The sequence below is a fragment of the Methylophilus sp. 13 genome (genome assembly GCF_015354335.1).
Taxonomy (GTDB): Bacteria; Pseudomonadota; Gammaproteobacteria; order Burkholderiales; family Methylophilaceae; genus Methylophilus; species Methylophilus glucosoxydans.
The window spans coordinates 157,406-175,969 of the sequence record NZ_JADKYR010000001.1; the positions used below are offsets into that span (position 1 = coordinate 157,406).

An 18,564-nucleotide genomic window follows, 5' to 3' on the forward strand; every position below is an offset into this window, starting at 1 on the left:
AAGAGCCCCGTTCAAAATCAAGAGCAGACCGTGAAAATTGTAACTTTTCAAAATTATCTTAATAAAAGTTAATCGACAGATGCCTTGACCTCAATCAAGGCTGGCGAATTTATGGCTGCCGTGACGATAAACCCCAGTGCAGGCCGATCTTCATACCGGGCAAGCAATTGCATCTGCAAGGCTACCGCTGCTGCACGCGTTGGTAATAACACAAATCCGGTCGGCCCCCAGGAGGTTTGCCCCAAGCCACGATGCCCCTGCGCTTTGAGCTGCTCCAGAATCTGGCTGACGCCTTGGCTGGCGTAGAGGCCACCCTGGGCCGGGGCAAAATACTCGGCATTGTAGGCTTGCAAATCGCCTACAAACTGGCTGAATGCAGCGAAATCCTGCTCGATTAAAGCAGGCAGCCCGTGACTGAGCAGTTGCTGCTGTATCGCCTGGGTGGCTGCGGCCGATTGCGGGGCCAATTGTTGGAATGCTGTTTTTTCACCTTGCCCATGCAGGCCATCGCGGCTATTGTCGGTGATTAGCAAAAAATGCCAGTCTTGCGGAAACGCATGCCTAACCAGAATGGGAGGCACCACGGTATTCGGGCCACGGCCGCCATCGACAATCAGGCCGCCCTGAACAAAGGTACCAATGCCTATGCCCGAACGACCACCACGCTGATGCAAGGCTGCAATGTGCGCTTCAGTGAGTGTGTGAGCAAACAGGTGATTGAGGGCGACGCCAATGGCGAGGGCCATCTGCGTGCCTGAGCCCAGCCCGCCATGGCGAGGGATTGCCTGCTGTATATTCAGATTGACGGCTTGTTGCACGCCAAGCGCAGCCAGATGACGGTGTACAATGGCAGCGGCCCAGCTGTCCAGTGGCGCAGACTGTGGACCGATACTGGCAGTCAGCGCGGTTTGAAAGGCATCGATCGCCACCCCCATGCTGCCAAACCGGCGCGTATCGTCCGCACCGAGGTTAAAAAAACCCAGGTGCAAACGCCCATAAGTGGCCACACTGACCGAACGATCGACAGGGATCTGAGCATTCATGGCATTAATATTATTTAGTGTGAAAAAAATTATTTCACGTCTTTGACGTTGACGTGACATTAAAACATGATTTTGGCATAATGCACGGAATAAAAGTCATTCTATAATCAGACGATGTCTGGCAAACGGCCTCTATTTATCGAATTCAATCCATTGCATTTCGCGATAGATTATCACCAGTTTTAAATCATTAAGGGTTTTATATGGTAAGTCATGTTATTCCATTTGAGAATCTACGAAACACCGATGTGCCATCCGTGGGCGGCAAGAACGCTTCACTGGGTGAAATGATTTCTCAGCTCTCTGCCAAAGGTGTGCGCGTTCCGACTGGTTTTGCAACGACCGCAGATGCCTACCGTGAATTTTTAGCGCAAGGCGGACTGAACAACAAGATTAACGATTTGCTAGACAAGCTAAATGCTGATGACACGCAAGAACTGGCTCGCGTAGGCGCGCAAATTCGCCAATGGATCATGGAAGCTGAGTTCCCCCCTGTCCTGCAGGCGGCGATTGCTGACAATTATGCCAAATTGATTGAAAAATCAGCGCCAGGGACCACGTTTGCGGTGCGCTCTTCTGCCACCGCTGAAGATTTGCCTGATGCTTCTTTTGCCGGTCAGCAAGAATCCTTCCTCAACATTCATGGCTTGGACAACATCAACCACGCCATCAAGGAAGTGTTTGCTTCTTTATATAACGACCGTGCTATCTCCTACCGTGTACACAAAGGCTTTGTGCACGCCGATGTTGCCTTGTCTGCGGGTGTGCAGCAAATGGTACGTTCAGACATTGGCTGTGCCGGTGTCATGTTTACCATTGATACTGAATCCGGCCACCGTGATGTCGCGTTCATCACCTCTTCTTACGGCTTGGGTGAAACGGTGGTGCAAGGCGCGGTCAACCCGGATGAGTTTTATGTACATAAGCCATTGCTGGCGCAAGGCAAGCCAGCCATTGTGCGTCGCACCATGGGCTCAAAACTGATCAAGATGATATTCTCAGATGCGACACAAGCCGGAAAATCCACCCACACCGTGGAAGTTGATCCAGCTGAAAGCAACCGTTACTCCCTGACTGATGCGGACATTCTGGAATTGGCCGGCTATGCCATGACGATTGAACAGCATTATGGCTGTCCAATGGATATTGAATGGGGTAAAAACGGTCTGGATAACAAACTGTACATCCTGCAAGCCCGTCCTGAAACAGTGAAATCCCAGGAAGCGGCCAACAACGTCACAGAAACCTTCAAGCTGCAAAAACACGCCTCCGTGCCAGTGGTCGCCGGTCGTGCCGTGACACAAAAAGTAGGCGTGGGCCCTGTGCGTATCGTGCTGGATCCCTCTGAAATGCATGAAGTACAGCCAGGGGATGTTCTGGTTGCCGACATGACTGACCCGAACTGGGAGCCCGTCATGAAGCGCGCCAGCGCTTTGGTGACTAACCGTGGCGGCCGCACTTGCCACGCAGCGATTATTGCACGTGAACTGGGCATTCCTGCGATCGTAGGCTCGGTCAACGCGACTGACCTGTTGCGCGATGGCGAGATTGTGACGGTGTCTTGTGCAGAAGGTGAAACCGGCTTTGTCTATCACGGTGCGCTGGACTATGAAGTGTCTACGCAATCCAATAGCGAGCTGTCCAAACCACCCTGCAAGATCATGATGAACGTTGGCAACCCGGATATGGCGTTTACCTTTGCGCAAACCCCAAATGACGGTGTAGGTCTGGCCCGCCTGGAATTTGTGATTAACAACATGGTTGGCATTCACCCGAAAGCTATCCTGAACGTTGACGCCATGCCGGCAGCCATACAGGCGACGATCAAGAACCGTGCCCGCGGCTATGCCAGCCCCAAACAGTTCTACATCGACAAAGTGGCCGAAGGCGTGGCGACTATTGCCGCGGCTTTCTATCCAAAACCAGTGATTGTGCGTACTTCAGACTTCAAGTCTAACGAATACAAAAAACTGGTCGGTGGCGACATTTATGAGCCCGATGAAGAAAACCCAATGATTGGTTTCCGTGGTGCAGCGCGCTACATGGCTGAAGACTTTAAAGAGTGTTTTGCCATGGAATGCCAGGCCATGAAAAAAGTACGTGATGAAATGGGCTTGTCCAATGTTGAGTTGATGATTCCGTTTGTTCGTACGCTGGAAGAAGCGCGTGCCGTGACCGAAATCATGGCAGCCAATGGCCTGAAGCGCGGCGAAAATGGTCTGCGCCTGATCATGATGTGTGAAATTCCGGCCAACGCCTTGCTGGCAGAGCAGTTCCTGGAGTACTTTGATGGCTTCTCCATCGGCTCCAATGACCTGACACAGCTGACATTGGGCATGGACCGTGACTCAGGCATCCTGGCCGATGGGTTTGACGAGCGTAATGATGCAGTGAAAGTGCTGTTGAAGATGGCCATCAATACCTGCAACCGTCTGGGCAAATACGTCGGGATTTGCGGTCAGGGTCCTTCTGACCACGAAGACTTTGCTGAGTGGCTGGTTGCCGAAGGCATCCAATCCGTGTCGCTGAATCCGGATACCGTGGTTGCGACCTGGCAACGTCTGACAAAAAAATAAGCAGTCAGTATTAAAACAGCATTTGACTTGAGGCACCTACCTGTATGAATCACCGTTCTGTATTTATTATTTCTGATGGTACGGGGATTACGGCGGGTGCCTTGAGCAAGCTGCTAGAGCATTTTCCAAACACACAATTCACCACGACCCGACTGCCTTTCACCGATAACGATGAAAGAGTACAAGCCGCGTTTGAACATATCCAACGAGTGGCTGAGCAGGACGGGATTCGTCCTATCGTCATTATGTCCATCGGTAACGGTGAGCATCGTAATCATTTAAAGCAAGCCAACGCTTACTTTATTGACCTGTTCCATCGCTTTATCTACCCGCTGGGATCCGAGCTTAACCAAGAGCCTCTGACTGGCGCCAGCATTGCGTATAGCGTCAAAGGGCAAAGTTATCTTGAGCGCATGGAGGCGATTAACTTCACGCTCAACCACGACGATGGCATGACTAACTCGGGGCTGGATGAAGCAGATGTGATTCTGATCGGGGTTTCTCGTTGCGGGAAAACACCGACGAGTATTTACCTGGCCATGCAGTTTGGTATCAAGGCGGCCAATTACCCATTGATTCCAGAAGACTTTGAACGCGGTGCCCTGCCCGCGGCTTTACAAAAAAACCTGGACAAAATCTTTGGTCTGACCATCAAACCTGAGCGTCTGCACTCCGTGCGTAGCGAGCGCCGTCCAGACAGCTTTTATGCCTCCATGGATAACTGCCGTAAGGAAATCGAAATTGCCGAAAGCATGATGCGTAAGGCTGGCATTCCATGGGCGGACTCGACGAGCCGCTCGATTGAAGAGCTGGCGGCATTGATCCTGCAAAAAATTCGCCAGCGTTAAGCTGGCGTTTTTTTGTTACTTTTCCCCAATATCAGGGATGATGCAGCCAAGTCGCGACTCAGGCAATTATGCCGCCATGGCCATATCACGTGATTGGCTCACAGCAGGCTTGGCTGGTGCAGATTGCGGTTTCAGCATATCAGCACGCCAGAAATAATAAAACTCGCGCGAAACACTCAAGAAGGTATGCTGGGAACCCAGCGCATTGAACAGAGGCAGATTGCGATCGACCATTTGGCGATAGCTGTGTGATTGCTTGTATGACACATGACGCAACGAAAGTAGCAGACATTTGGCCATGCGCATGCGCTCTTTGAATACCGATGGCTCGTAACCACGCATCAGTATCACCTGCTCAAATGCATCAATTGTTTGTTTTTCCTGGCTATTCAATACGGTTTTATCCAACTCATACCAATGCTTGAACAGCTCATCCTGCGTGACTGTGGTCACCGGTGTTGTGCCACTAAAGACTTTCGCCTGGCTCATGGCGGCAATCGCCTTGATGTCGCGTACCCAAAACGAGAAAAACTCACGAATCACCGGTAAGACCGTTGGAATCTCTGCCGGATCAATACTGGCAATAAAGCGGTCTACGGCCTGGCGATAATGGCTACCATCTGCAGGAATATCTTTCAAAAATGCACTTAACCGAACAATGACAAATTCACGCTGTACCAGAACACGCTGGCTGACGCCCTGACCGGTCAGCAGCCTGACATACGCTTTTTGCGCTTCTTGTTCGCGGTTCATTTCCATATTTGACTCCCACTATTTCTTTTTAGGATCACTCACTTAAGGCAAGTGTTTACAGCTTTATCTTAAAACAGCTGTGGGTGTATCAAACATGCGATCAAATCGGGAAATGCCCTATATTTCAGCGTATCGCACCTTCCCTGATAAAGTAAGCAGAGAAAAGTGACGATGAAGCTCACATTAAGCGCGGACCTTTAATCTACGCACGAAAAACAGCAACAACGCGCTCACGCCTGTCATTGCGAGCATGGCGGAGGCAAGCGTCAAGGGCGAGTGCCATACCAATGGCACCACCAATGCCGAACTCAGCGTCGAACAGAGCATTTGCATAAACGCCTGTGCCGAGGCAGCCGTCCCCCGTAATTTTGGATAACAATCCAGCGCGGCAATGGATAGCACCGGCATGGCAGTGGCCATGCCGATATTGAATAAGGCAATAGGCAAAATGGCTAACCACCAGGCCTCATGCAGCTGATCGCTAGCCGCCACTTGCACGCAGACATTCAATATTGCAATGGCGACCATCCAGGCAAATGCCCAGCGTAACAGCCTGGCCGCAGCGACCTTGCCCGCTGTATAGCGAGAAATCCAAGAGCCCAGCATCATTCCGGTGACCGTAGGAATAAACAGGTAGCCAAATTGCTGGCTATTTAAATGCAGATGTTTGACCAGAAACACTGGGCTGGCCAGCACATAAATAAAAAACGCCGAAAAATTCAGACCGAGGCAAGTGATCAAACATAAAAATAGCCGGTTCTTAAGCATTTGCCCATAGGTGTGGGCGATGCCAGCGACGGAAAAAGCAATGCGTTTTTCTGGGGTGACGGTCTCGGGAAGATGACGCACCGCCATCCATAGGGCAACCGCCGCATATAATGCCAGAAAGAGAAAAATGGCTTGCCAATGGATGCCCAGCAATACGCCGCCCAGAATGGGAGCCACCGCAGGCGCAATGCCAAAGAGTAATTGTACCGTGGCCATCACCCGTTGCGCTTGCGGCCCGTCAAACAGGTCGCGTACCATCGCGCGTGCCACCGTGTTACCTGCCCCGCCACTGACGCCCTGTAGCGCGCGGAACAGCCATAAGGTCTGCACGTTTGGTGCAAATGCACAACCCAGGCTGGCCAGCATAAAAATCGCCAGGCCCCATTTGATCGTGGTAATGCGTCCAATCGCATCTGAAATCGCGCCATGACATAGCGTCATCACAGCATAAGGGAGTAGATATAAGGTCAAACTCTGCTGGATCGCCAGCTCATCTGTGCCGAATTCAGCGGCCATCACATGAAAGGCTGGCAGATAAGTGTCAATTGCAAACGGGGCTAAAGCAGCGAGCATGGCCAGCACCAGGACCAAAAGAGAAGCACGGGAAAGCAAAATAAATACCCTTTTAAAAAGCAAAGGTGCCAACAGGCACCTTTGACATTATGCAGGTGATCAAGGCATCAAGGCAATGCGTGAAACTGCTCAATACGCTCTTTATCGCCTTCAACATATTTCTTGGAATTTTTATCGTTACGGAAAATGATCGGTTGCTCACGTAACAAAGGGTTTTCCGAATCCTTGATTGCTTCATCAATTAAATGTCGATGCGGTGACTTGGTGCAGACCGGATCAGCAGCCTCAGCATCGCCACTGAGCAAATAAGACTGGCAGCGGCAGCCACCGAGGTCTTTTTCTTTTTCATCGCAACTGCGGCAAGGTTCCTTGAGCCAATCCATGCCACGATATTTGTTGAAGGCTGGCGATTCATTCCAGGCCCACTCCAGCCCATGTTCCCGCACATTCGGGAAGGTCAGTCCGGGCAGCGCACGCGCCGAGTGGCAAGGCAATACGTCGCCATTGGCGGTGACGATCATAAACACCTCGCCCCAGCCGTTCATGCATTTTTTAGGTCTATCGGCAAAATAATCCGGCACGACAAAAAATACTTTCATCTTGTTGCCTACCCGCTCACGAAAAGCGTTGGTCATGCGCTCGGCCTCTGCCAGCTGTTCGCGCGTCGGCATCAGCTGGCTACGGTTGACCAGGCTCCAGCCATAATATTGCGTATTGGCCAGCTCGACATAATCAGCCCCCAGCGCTTCGGCCATCTCCAGAATCTTGTCGACATGCCCAATGTTATAGCGGTGAATCACCACATTTAACACCATGGGATAGCCATGGTCTTTGATCATGGCCGCGACTTTTTTCTTGAGTTCGAAGGTTTTGGTATTGGTGATGAAGTTGTTGATTTCTTCAGTGATATCGTGCATGGATAACTGAATATGATCCAGGCCGCCTTCTTTAAAAGCCTGAATACGTTTTTCGGTCAGCCCAACGCCAGAAGTAATCAGGTTGCTGTAGTAGCCCAACTTGTGCGCTTCTGCCACAATTTCTTCAATATCATCGCGTAACAAAGGCTCCCCGCCTGAGATGCCCAGCTGTATGGCGCCCATTTTTCTGGCTTCACGCAAGGCTCTGATCCACTCCTCGGTGCTTAATTCGTTTTTGGTATGCTTGTCATAATCGGTCGGGTTATAACAGAAGGCGCAATGCAATGGACAGCGATAGGTGATTTCCGCCAGCAACCATAAAGGCTGTTTGCGCGTCACGCTGGATGCTACACCGTTATTCATTTGTGCCATGTTGTTACCTTTGCTTAATTGATTTTGCGTAGCCAGGCTTTACCCAACGCCAGGTCAAACATGCCGACGATATCGGATTCAATGTCTTCCGCGTCGGGGAACGTGGCCTTCAGATCAGCCACGATCTCACCGACACTGGTCTTGCCATCCACACGTTTCAGAATTTCGCCTGCGCCACCATGCAATTTGACCATGCCTTCAGGAAACAGAATGACATAACTCTGCTGTGCTTCTTCCCATTGAAAGCGATGATGCAAGGCAATGGCGTAAATATCTGAATGTTGAATGTTGTTTTCCATCACAATGCTTTCGCTTATCTGAATTTAATCACGGGCTGACGCGTATAGTCGCGGTCTTCGACCTTAACCTGCGTAGAGGCCAGCATGATGGCATCTGCAATCACCCACAAAACATCCAGCTTGAATTGCAGAATGTCCAGCGCACGCAACTGCATGTCACGGCTGACACTGAAATAATCCAGCGTAATATCCAGGCCCTGCTCAACGTCACGACGGGCTTCGGTCAAACGCTTTTTAAAGTAAATAAAGCCTTCTTCTTTTACCCACGGATACATGGTGGGCCAGGAACTGATGCGTTGCTGGTGGATGTGTGGTGCAAACAATTCGGTGAGGCTGGAGCAGACACTTTCTTGCCAAGGGCGCTGACGGGCAAAGTTCACATAAGCATCTACCGCAAAACGGACGCCAGGTGACACCAGTTCGAGTGAGGTCACCTGTTCACGTGTCAAGCCAACGGCTTCCCCCAGTTTGACCCAAGCCTCTATGCCGCCCTCTGATCCTTCATAGCCATCATGATCCGTAATCCGGTGAATCCAGCCTTTACGCACTTCTTTATCAGGGCAGTTAGACATGATAGCCGCATCTTTTTGCGGGATCATGATCTGGTAGTAATAGCGGTTGGCAACCCAGCATTGCAGTTGCTCTCGGCTCAACTTGCCCTCATACATCAACATATGCAGTGGGTGATAGATATGATAGCCCTGCCCTTTTTCACGGAGTTTGGCTTCAAACTCCTCGCGGGACCATGGCAAGTTATCGTGGCTGACTGCGTTCATAATGCTCTCCTATAGAATGATGTCCATGCCGTCATACGCCACCTCGATCTTGTGATCGGACAGAATGGCGCGTTCGGCGGAATCTTCCCTTAAAATGGGGTTGGTATTGTTGATATGAATCAGTACCTTGCGCACTGCCTTATCCGTACCAAACTTGTCCAACTCTTCTATCATGCCGCCTGGGCCAGACTGGGGATTATGACCGATGCTACGTGCAGTCTTGGTCATCAAGCCCATGTCCAGCATTTCAGTATTGGTCCAAAAAGTGCCATCGACCATAATGCAATCCGCCTGGTGCATCAGTGGTGGTAAATGCGGCTCAATTTCTGCCAGCCCTGGGGAATACCAGCACTTTTTGCCTGTGGTGATTTCTTCAATCAATACGCCTATGGTATCGCCCGGATGCGGGTCATTGCGGTGTGGCGAATATGGTGGTGCTGCGCTCTTTAAGGCCACGGCAGTAAACCGCAGATTGGGCACGTTGGGAATCTCAAAACTGTGCGCATGGCTGATATCACTGGCATCAATCGGGATTTCATGATGATTCACGCCACAATAATGGCCCAGAATATTCAGAATCTGGTTGCCAGAGGTCAAGTCGCCATAGACGGCCTGTGTACAATAAATCTCACGCTTGACCTGGCCTTCACGCAACATGAACAAGCCTGTCGTGTGGTCAATTTGCGCATCAATCAAAATGATCGCCTGGATGCCTGAGTCACGAATGGCGCGCCCAGGTTGCAACGGTGGAAACTCCTGGATCTGCTGCAATACATCTGGGGAGGCATTGAACAACACCCAGTCGATGCCATTACTGGAGACACAGATGGATGATTGCGTACGGCGTTTGGCCTTGATCGTGCCTTTACGCAGACCATCACAGTTCTGACAATTACAATTCCACTGCGGAAAGCCCCCGCCTGCCCCGGCACCTAAAACATGTATATGCATAATCGCTCGTTATTCCATTGGATCTTCTAATCGTGTTGTACCGCTGCATCATACAACAATTCTGTGTTTGCACTTGCAGCAACAGCTTGCCACTTGTTCATCAGTAAGACTGGCATCATACGCATGCGTTGCAGTCAGAGCCTGCTACTCACAATGATTCCCCCCTCATGATTATCATGAGCACTCAGGTTTTGCTCGCAAATGGGCGTAAAAAAGCCGTGCTCTCGAGCACGGCGGATGTTCAGAGAGGCTTATTCCTCAGCAGCGCGCTTAGCGCGCCGGGCTTTCACGGCTGAGGCCAGTGTCTCCAGCACAGAGACCGAGTCGTCCCAACCCAGACAGGCATCCGTGATCGATTGACCATAATTCAGGCTGCAGCCAGGCGTATGATCCTGACGGCCTTCATTGAGATGCGACTCCAGCATAACGCCTATGATCCGGGCATCTCCGCCAGCAATTTGCGTCGCGACATCATCGACCACGACCATCTGGTTTTTATACAGTTTTTGGCTATTGCCATGACTGCAATCCACCATCAAAACAGGCGCCAGCCCCGCTTCAGCCAATTGATCACACACCGCCGCAATGCTGTTTGCATCGTAGTTAGGGGTTTTGCCGCCGCGCAGAATCACGTGGCAGTCTTCATTGCCCTTGGTTGCAAAAATCGCCGACTCGCCTTCTTTTGTGACTGACAGGAAATGATGCGGGCTGGCAGCGGCCTTGATCGCATCAATCGCGACTTTGGCGCCCCCATCGGTACCATTTTTAAAGCCCACCGGGCAGGACAAGCCAGAGGCTAGCTCACGGTGGATTTGCGACTCGGTCGTACGGGCGCCAATGGCGCCCCAGCTGACCAGGTCTGCCGTGTATTGCGGGGAAACCACATCCAGAAACTCGGTGGCGGCTGGCATGCCGATTTCATTTACATCGAGCAAAAATCGGCGAGCTTTTTCCAAGCCCAAATTAATGTCGTAAGTACCATCGAGATGCGGATCGTTGATAAGCCCCTTCCAGCCAACTGTTGTACGCGGCTTTTCAAAATAGACCCGCATCACAATGAGCAACTCGTTACCCAGGCGCTGACGAACGTCAAGCAGACGCCTGGCGTACTCCATGCCCGCCTCGGTATCATGAATAGAGCATGGCCCAACAATGACCAGCAAGCGGTCATCGCCCTGATGCAGAATCTGGTGAATGGCCGTGCGCGTCTGCAGGATATTTTGTGTGCTCACCGTGCTTTCCTGCAGGCGTGACAACAGCTCTGCAGGTTTGATGAGCGGTTTAACTTCCAGCACCCTGACGTCGTCGGTGGCTAATTTTTCGTATGCAGTCATGACTTTAAAATCTTTTCCAGCACGTCCAGAAAACGTGCATTCTCGCTAAACAGGCCGATGCTGACGCGCAGATAATCCGGCATTTCATAGTTGGCCACCGGCCGCACAATCACGCCATGCTTGAGCAAGGCCTGATTAACGGCACCCGCATTGGTCACCTTAAAGCTGACAAAGTTGCCGAATGACGGGATGTAACTCAAGCCTAATTGCGTCAGGCCTTGGGTAATTTGCGCCATCCCGGCCTGATTGGCGGCATAGCTGCGCGCCACAAAGTCGTCATCTTGCAAAGACACTGTCGCTGCAATTTGTGCCAGATTATTCACATTGAATGGCTGCCGTACCCGATTCATCAAATCAGCCAGGCTGGCATGCATCAGACCAAAGCCAACGCGTAATCCGGCCAAACCATAGGCTTTGGAAAAAGTACGCGAAATGATCAGGTTTTCAAACTCGCTTAGCCAGCCAATCGCTTCAGATTTGTCCGTGGCTGACAGATACTCGTCATAGGCTTCATCCAATACCACCAGAATATTTTTAGGCACCTGGCGTAGAAAATCCTTTAATATTGCTTTAGGAATCAATGTACCCGTTGGATTATTTGGGTTTGCCACGAAAATCAATTTGGTTTTAGGTGTCATAGCACCTAAAAAACCAGGCAAATCATGACCAAAGTCGATGGCGGGCACCACCACACCAGTGGCACCAACGGCCTGTGTCACCAAGGGATACACGGCAAACGCATGTTGCGAATAAATCACCTCATCGCCTGCAGACAAAAATGCGCGCGCCGCTAATTCCAGAATATCATTCGAACCATTGCCAAACACAATTTGCGAGGGAGCGACGCCATACTTGTGGCTTACGGCATCGCGCAAAGCAAAGCTATTACCATCAGGATAACGCGCGATGTCATCAATGGCCTCTTCTACCGCCATTTGCGCCTTGGGGCTCATGCCCAGCGGGTTTTCATTCGATGCCAATTTGACAATATCGGCTTCGTTAAGGCCCATCTCGCGAGCGAGTTCACTGATCGGTTTACCGCCTTGGTAAGGCGCAATCGCACGAATATTGGCAGGCGCCAAAGCAGACAAAATAGTATCGCTGGATAAGTCAGACATAATCGAAGACGTAGTTAAATAATGGCGGTTGGGTAAGAACCCAACACTTTAAGGAAAGTGGCACGTGCAGCCAGCTCTTGCAAGGCCGCCTGCACTGCCGGCTGTTGCTGGTGACCTTCAATATCCACAAAGAATACATAGTTCCAGAGATTCTGGCGTGAAGGACGTGACTCGAGCTTGGTCATGCTCACGCCATGACGCGATAAAGGCTCCAGCAACTGCAGGACAGCACCTGGCTGGTTATGTGCGCTCATCACCAGCGAGGTCTTATCCTGGCCGGATGGCGCGACAGCATGATTGCCCAACACCAGAAAACGCGTGGTGTTTTTGGGATCATCCTCAATATTCTCGGCGAGGATATTCAAGTCAAACAGTTCTGCCGCGCGCTTGCTGGCAATTGCCGCTGCAAACGTGCCTTGTGTGGCAACCAATTCATGGATCATTTGCGCAGCGCGTGCATTGCTGGTCACTGCTTCGCGCTGGGCATTGGGCAGTACCTTGTTCAACCATTCATGACATTGCGACAGCGACTGGGCGTGCGAAAAGACATGCGTGATCTGGTTGAGATCCTGCTGCGCCGACAGCAAACAGTGGTGCACAGGTAAAGTGATTTCACCAACCACCTGCAACGCACTGCCTAATAGTAAATCCAGCGTAATGCCCACCGCGCCCTCGGTTGAGTTTTCGACCGGCACAACGCCATAATCTGCCTGCCCGGCTTCTACTGTGCGAAAGACCTCATCAATACTGCCGCACACCACGGCCTGTCTACCCTCGCCAAATTGCTTGAGTGCAGCCTCTTCACTATAAGTCCCCAGCGGGCCAAGAAAAGCAATGGCCAGCTCTTTCTCCAGTGCGCGACAATTTGACATGACGGCGCGGAAAATATGGCTCACGGCTTCAGGCGCTAACGGGCCCTGATTTTCAGCCTGCAGGCGGCGGATAATCTGTGCTTCGCGCTCGGGTCGGTAGATCACACCATCATCTTTTAAATGACCGATTTCGCGTGCCAACTTGGCACGCTCGTTGACGAGCGCAAGCACCTGCGCATCAATTGCGTCAATCTTATCTCTAAATTGTTTTAATAAATCAGACATTTAAAGCTTAATTTTAATGTGTTTTACGAATTATTTTTTTCGAATTCCTGCATGAAGGCGACCAGTGCCTGCACGCCTTCAATCGGCATCGCGTTGTAGATGCTGGCACGCATGCCGCCGACTGAGCGATGACCTTTGAGTTGCAATAAGCCTCGCGCATCCGCTGCTTTGAGGAAGGCTTCGTTCAAGCCCTCGTCACGCAAACGGAAGGGAATATTCATGCGCGAACGATAGGCGTGCTCAATCGGATTACTGTAAAAATCGGTTTGATCCAGATAGTCATACAGCAGGTTGGCTTTGGCGATGTTAATTTTCTCAATCGCTTCCACGCCACCCTGAGCCAGTAACCACTCAAACACCAGACCAGCAATATAAATGCTGTAAGTCGGTGGCGTATTGATCATACTTTGGTTGTCTGCCTGCGTTTTCCAATGAAACACTGCCGGCGTGAGCGGAGAAGCCTGCTCCAGCAAGTCTTCACGCACTATGACCAGGCACAATCCGGCAGGGCCTATATTCTTCTGCGCACCGCCATAAATCACACCGTATTTTGAAACGTCAATCGGGCGTGACAGGATATGCGAAGACATGTCGGCAACAATCGGCACACCATGCGTCTCAGGCACCTCAAGAAACTCCACCCCATTGATGGTTTCATTGGTGCAGTAATGAACGTAGGCCGCCTCTTTATTGAGCTTCCAGTCGGAAAATGCGGGCACATGAGTGAAGCCATCTGCTTCTGCCGTTGCGGCAATGTTGATCTGGCCATAAGCTTTTGCGTCTTGAACACTACGCTTGCTCCAGGAACCCGTCACCACATAATCAGCAGACTTGCCGTTTAACAGGTTCATGGGAATGATGGCATTCTCTGCAATCGCCCCGCCCTGTAAAAACAAGACTTTGTAATTGCTGGGAATCGCTAATAACTGGCGTAAGTCGGCTTCGGCTTTCTCAAGAATGCTGGTAAATTCCTTGCCGCGATGAGACATTTCCATCACGCTCATGCCTGAACCATGCCAATCCAGCATTTCAGCCTGGGCACGTTCCAGCACAGGTTTTGGTAACACTGCCGGCCCGGCAGAAAAATTAAAAATCTGTTTCATGTGCCTAAATATTCTTGAGTAAGGTCATTCTTCGATGTCGGTGTCAGTGTCGTCGTCAGTTTCGACAATTTTTTCCAAGCCAGACAGTTTTTCACCTTCGCCCAGGTTAATCAGCGTCACGCCTTGTGCGGCACGGCCCATGTCACGGATTTCCTTGACGCGGGTGCGAATCAGCACGCCACCGGTCGTGATCAACATGATTTCATCCTCAGCCGTCACCAGCTTGGCAGCAATGGCCAGACCGTTACGCTCGCTGATGGCAATGGCTTTCACACCCTGGGTACCGCGGCCGGAATGACGGAACTCGGACAACACTGTACGTTTACCGTAACCATTTTCAGTGGCAACCAAGACAGACTGCTGATCGTTCTCGGCAATCAGCAAGGACAGAACCTGTTGTTTCGCAGCCAGCTTCATGCCGCGTACACCGCGCGTCGCGCGTCCCATCGGACGCACATCATCTTCGGTAAACCAGACCGCTTTACCACCATTGGAGACCAACACAATATCGTTCTGGCCGTTGGTTACTTCAGCACCAATCAGGTAGTCACCATCATCCAGGTTAATGGCAATAATGCCGGACTTACGTGGATTTGCAAACTCGGTCAACGCTGTTTTCTTCACGGTCCCCATTGCGGTCGCCATAAAGACGAAGTGATTTTCGTCAAACTCTTTCACCGGCAGGATCGCATTGATCTTCTCGCCTTCCTCCAGCGGGAACAGGTTCACAATCGGCTTGCCACGGCTGACACGGCTACCTTGCGGTACTTCATACACTTTTAACCAGTACACACGACCACGGCTACTGAAGCACAGGATGTAGTCGTGCGTGTTGGCGACAAACATCTTGTCGATAAAGTCATCTTCTTTGGTGGCGGCCGCCTGCTTGCCACGACCACCGCGTTTTTGGGCACGGTATTCGTCTAGCGGCTGCGATTTGACATAGCCAGTATGTGATAAGGTCACCACAACATCCTGCGGTGTAATCAGATCTTCCAGCGATAAATCTTGCGTATTCTGCTCGATCTCTGAACGGCGCTTATCACCAAACTGCTTCTGGATTTCATTCAACTCGTCCACAATAATGGCGGTGACACGTTCAGGTTTGGCCAAAATATCCAGCAAGTCAGCAATGATATCCATCACTTCTTTGTATTCGCTGACAATCTTGTCTTGTTCCAGACCAGTCAACCGTTGCAAACGCATTTGCAGAATTTCTTGCGCCTGTACATCTGACAGTTTGTAACCTTGCGGTGTCAGGCCAAAATCGACCGACAGTCCTTCTGGACGCGAGGCCTCCATGGCGGCGCGCTTGAGCATTTCCTCGACCACGGGTGAATGCCAGCTGCGGGCCATCAACTCTTTTTTCGCTTCAGGTGGGGTTGGCGCGGCCTTGATGATGGCAATCATCTCGTCCACGTTGGCCAATGCCACCGCCAAGCCTTCCAGCACATGCCCACGGTCACGCGCTTTACGTAACTCAAACACAGTCCGGCGTGTCACCACTTCACGGCGATGACGCAGGAACGCTTCCAACATCTGTTTGAGGTTAAGCAGCCGTGGCTGGCCATCCATCAGGGCCACCATGTTCATGCCGAACGTGTCTTGCAGTTGTGTCTGCTTGTAGAGGTTATTTAAAATCACCTCTGGCACTTCGCCACGCTTGAGCTCAATCACCACGCGCATGCCGGACTTGTCGGACTCGTCGCGCAGGTCAGAAATACCTTCTATTTTCTTCTCGTTGACCAGCTCGGCAATTTTTTCAATCAGGGTCTTTTTATTTACCTGATATGGCAACTCATCAATGATGATGGACTGACGACCGCCTTTGTCCAGGTCTTCAAAATGGGTGCGACCACGCATTACCACACGGCCACGGCCAGTGCGGTAGCCCTCTTTCACGCCTGCCGTGCCATAAATAATCCCGGCTGTCGGGAAATCAGGGGCTGGGATCAATTCAATCAACTCATCCACACTGATTTCTGGCTGCTTGAGCAGGGCAAAACACGCATTCAATACTTCGTTGAGGTTGTGAGGCGGGATATTGGTTGCCATGCCCACGGCAATGCCTGAGCTACCGTTAATCAGCAGATTAGGAATACGGGTCGGCATAATGAGCGGCTCTTGCTCGCTGCCGTCGTAGTTAGGGCCAAAATCTACGGTTTCTTTCTCGATATCCGCCAATAGCTCATGTGCGATCTTGGACATACGGATTTCGGTATACCGCATCGCGGCTGCATTGTCGCCATCGACCGAACCGAAGTTACCCTGGCCGTCTACCAGCATGTAGCGCAATGAAAAGTCCTGCGCCATACGGACGATGGTGTCGTACACAGCCGTATCACCATGCGGGTGATACTTACCGATCACATCGCCGACGATACGCGCAGATTTTTTGTAGGGCTTGTTGTAATCGTTAGACAGCTCGTGCATCGCGTACAATACACGTCTGTGCACAGGCTTGAGACCATCACGAACATCCGGGAGCGCCCGTCCTACAATCACGCTCATGGCGTAATCGAGATAGCTGCGGCGCATCTCGTCTTCTAAACTGATAGGCAGGGTTTCTTTAGCAAATTGATCTGGAGACTGACTCATTCTTGACCCAATTTATAGTTAAAAGTTATCACGCGATTTTAGCATAAATAGCGCACTTCCGCTTGCTAAATCACCACCGATAGACCCCGGGCCTTACGTGCCTCAACGTAAGCAGGGACAACCTATGTAAAATGCAAAAGGGAGCCTAAATGCTCCCTTTGCAGACCATGCTACTCGCAGTCAAATCGACTCACGGACCATGCACACAAATTAATAGGTTGTCAGCAATTGCAAATCGGCTTTCAAGTCCTCAACATGCTCAAGCCCAACAGCTATTCTAACCAGGTTATCCTTGAGACCCGCCTGAGCCCGCGCCTCAGCGCTCACCCGGCTATGCGTGGTCGTGGCTGGATGGGTGATGGTGGATTTGGCATCACCCAGGTTCGCGGTAATCGAAATCAAGCGTGTGGCATCAATCAATGCCCAGGCGGCTTCCTGACCGGTTTGACCGGCGCGTGGTTTCACTTCAAAGCTGACGATGCCGCCGCCCAGTCGCTGTTGCTGCTGCGCCAGAGCATATTGCGGGTGCGAGCTTAACCCAGGATAAAATACACGTTCAACGCCAGGCTGTTGCTCCAGCCATTGCGCCAAAGCCGATGCACGCGCCGCATGGGCCTCCATGCGCACTTGCAATGTTTCCAGCCCCTTCACAAACACCCAGGCATTGAACGCACTCATGGTCACCCCTGCCGTACGCAAGAAGCCATACACAGGCTCCATCAAGGCTTTACTACCCAACACTGCCCCGCCCAGCACCCTCCCCTGTCCATCGATATATTTGGTAGCGGAATGAATCACAATATCCGCGCCCAATTTAAGCGGTTGCTGCAAGGCTGGTGTACAAAAACAATTGTCTACCGCCAGATAAGCACCTGCGGCATGCGCAATCGCTGCCAGTTTGGCAATATCCCCAATCTCGGTTAGCGGGTTAGATGGCGTTTCAGCAAAAAACAGTTTGGTATTCGGCTGGATGGCCGCTTGCCAGGCATCAAGATCCGTTAAGGAAACCAGCGTCACCTCCAAACCCCAGCGCTTGAGGATGTTGGTGAACAACTGCACGCTAGTGCCAAAAATACTGCGTGACGCCACCACATGATCACCTGCACTGCACATCCCCATGATGCAAGCCAGAATGGCAGACATGCCACTGGCAGTCGCCACGCATTGTTCGGCGCCTTCAAGTGCGGCCAGTTTATCCTGAAACATGGTGACGGTCGGGTTTGTAAAACGGGAATAAATATTACCTGGCTCGGTGCCGCCAAAACGTGCTGCCGCTTGCGCTGCATTTTTAAAGCGAAAACTCGAGTTTAAAAACAGCGCCTCTGAGTTTTCGCCAAACTCGGTGGTTAAGGTGCCAGCACGCACCGCCAGCGTTTCCAAATGGTATTGATCGTTCATACTTCCTCAAACTTCTGTCCGCAAACGGACGGCAATAAAA

The 18,564-nt window shown here is 51.4% G+C and carries 15 protein-coding genes; 2 read left to right on the plus strand and 13 right to left on the minus strand.

Annotation, left to right across the window (positions count from 1 at the left end; translation table 11 throughout):
- Window positions 1-68: 68 nt before the first annotated feature.
- Window positions 69-1,043: a hypothetical protein gene (locus tag INP77_RS00795; RefSeq protein ID WP_194746817.1), complete on the minus strand. Its 975-nt coding sequence runs from the start codon at window positions 1,041-1,043 to the stop codon at window positions 69-71.
- A 203-nt stretch (window positions 1,044-1,246) separates the two neighbouring features.
- On the opposite strand from INP77_RS00795, the gene ppsA reads away from it, so the two are divergent.
- Window positions 1,247-3,619, plus strand: a complete 2,373-nt coding sequence (ppsA, locus tag INP77_RS00800) for a phosphoenolpyruvate synthase (protein WP_194746818.1) — start codon at window positions 1,247-1,249, stop codon at window positions 3,617-3,619.
- 44 nt (window positions 3,620-3,663) lie between these two features.
- Window positions 3,664-4,467, plus strand: coding sequence for a pyruvate, water dikinase regulatory protein (locus tag INP77_RS00805; protein ID WP_194746819.1), 804 nt, complete (start codon window positions 3,664-3,666; stop codon window positions 4,465-4,467).
- 66 nt (window positions 4,468-4,533) lie between these two features.
- Here the strand turns inward: INP77_RS00805 and INP77_RS00810 are convergent, their stop codons facing one another.
- The 12 genes from INP77_RS00810 to INP77_RS00865 form a co-directional block, all read right to left on the minus strand.
- On the minus strand, window positions 4,534-5,226 hold the full coding sequence (locus INP77_RS00810; protein ID WP_194746820.1) for a hypothetical protein: 693 nt from the start codon (window positions 5,224-5,226) through the stop codon (window positions 4,534-4,536).
- A gap of 177 nt (window positions 5,227-5,403) precedes the next feature.
- A complete protein-coding gene (locus INP77_RS00815) occupies window positions 5,404-6,603 on the minus strand; it encodes a multidrug effflux MFS transporter (protein WP_194747476.1) in 1,200 nt (399 codons plus the stop codon).
- Window positions 6,604-6,668: 65 nt separating this feature from the next.
- Complete coding sequence (gene pqqE / locus INP77_RS00820) at window positions 6,669-7,850, minus strand: pyrroloquinoline quinone biosynthesis protein PqqE (protein ID WP_194746821.1); 1,182 nt, start codon at window positions 7,848-7,850, stop codon at window positions 6,669-6,671.
- A gap of 14 nt (window positions 7,851-7,864) precedes the next feature.
- Window positions 7,865-8,149, minus strand: coding sequence for a pyrroloquinoline quinone biosynthesis peptide chaperone PqqD (pqqD, locus tag INP77_RS00825; protein WP_194746822.1), 285 nt, complete (start codon window positions 8,147-8,149; stop codon window positions 7,865-7,867).
- 14 nt (window positions 8,150-8,163) lie between these two features.
- The gene (gene pqqC, locus INP77_RS00830) at window positions 8,164-8,925 is read right to left on the minus strand and encodes a pyrroloquinoline-quinone synthase PqqC (RefSeq protein ID WP_194746823.1); all 762 of its coding nucleotides are present in this window, start codon (window positions 8,923-8,925) and stop codon (window positions 8,164-8,166) included.
- Between the two features lie 9 nt (window positions 8,926-8,934).
- Window positions 8,935-9,876 (minus strand): pyrroloquinoline quinone biosynthesis protein PqqB, encoded by a 942-nt coding sequence (gene pqqB, locus INP77_RS00835; protein WP_194746824.1) that lies wholly within the window; start codon window positions 9,874-9,876, stop codon window positions 8,935-8,937.
- Window positions 9,877-10,127: 251 nt separating this feature from the next.
- Window positions 10,128-11,210 (minus strand): 3-deoxy-7-phosphoheptulonate synthase, encoded by a 1,083-nt coding sequence (locus INP77_RS00840; protein ID WP_194746825.1) that lies wholly within the window; start codon window positions 11,208-11,210, stop codon window positions 10,128-10,130.
- Window positions 11,207-12,328, minus strand: a complete 1,122-nt coding sequence (gene hisC / locus INP77_RS00845; protein WP_194746826.1) for a histidinol-phosphate transaminase — start codon at window positions 12,326-12,328, stop codon at window positions 11,207-11,209. Before hisC ends, INP77_RS00840 begins: the two co-directional genes overlap by 4 nt.
- Before the next feature lie 14 nt (window positions 12,329-12,342).
- Window positions 12,343-13,425 (minus strand): prephenate dehydratase, encoded by a 1,083-nt coding sequence (gene pheA, locus INP77_RS00850; RefSeq protein WP_194746827.1) that lies wholly within the window; start codon window positions 13,423-13,425, stop codon window positions 12,343-12,345.
- A 23-nt stretch (window positions 13,426-13,448) separates the two neighbouring features.
- The gene (serC, locus tag INP77_RS00855) at window positions 13,449-14,528 is read right to left on the minus strand and encodes a 3-phosphoserine/phosphohydroxythreonine transaminase (RefSeq protein ID WP_194746828.1); all 1,080 of its coding nucleotides are present in this window, start codon (window positions 14,526-14,528) and stop codon (window positions 13,449-13,451) included.
- A gap of 24 nt (window positions 14,529-14,552) precedes the next feature.
- The gene (gyrA, locus tag INP77_RS00860; protein WP_194746829.1) at window positions 14,553-17,126 is read right to left on the minus strand and encodes a DNA gyrase subunit A; all 2,574 of its coding nucleotides are present in this window, start codon (window positions 17,124-17,126) and stop codon (window positions 14,553-14,555) included.
- 210 nt (window positions 17,127-17,336) lie between these two features.
- Window positions 17,337-18,524, minus strand: a complete 1,188-nt coding sequence (locus INP77_RS00865; protein WP_194746830.1) for an O-succinylhomoserine sulfhydrylase — start codon at window positions 18,522-18,524, stop codon at window positions 17,337-17,339.
- Window positions 18,525-18,564: the final 40 nt, after the last annotated feature.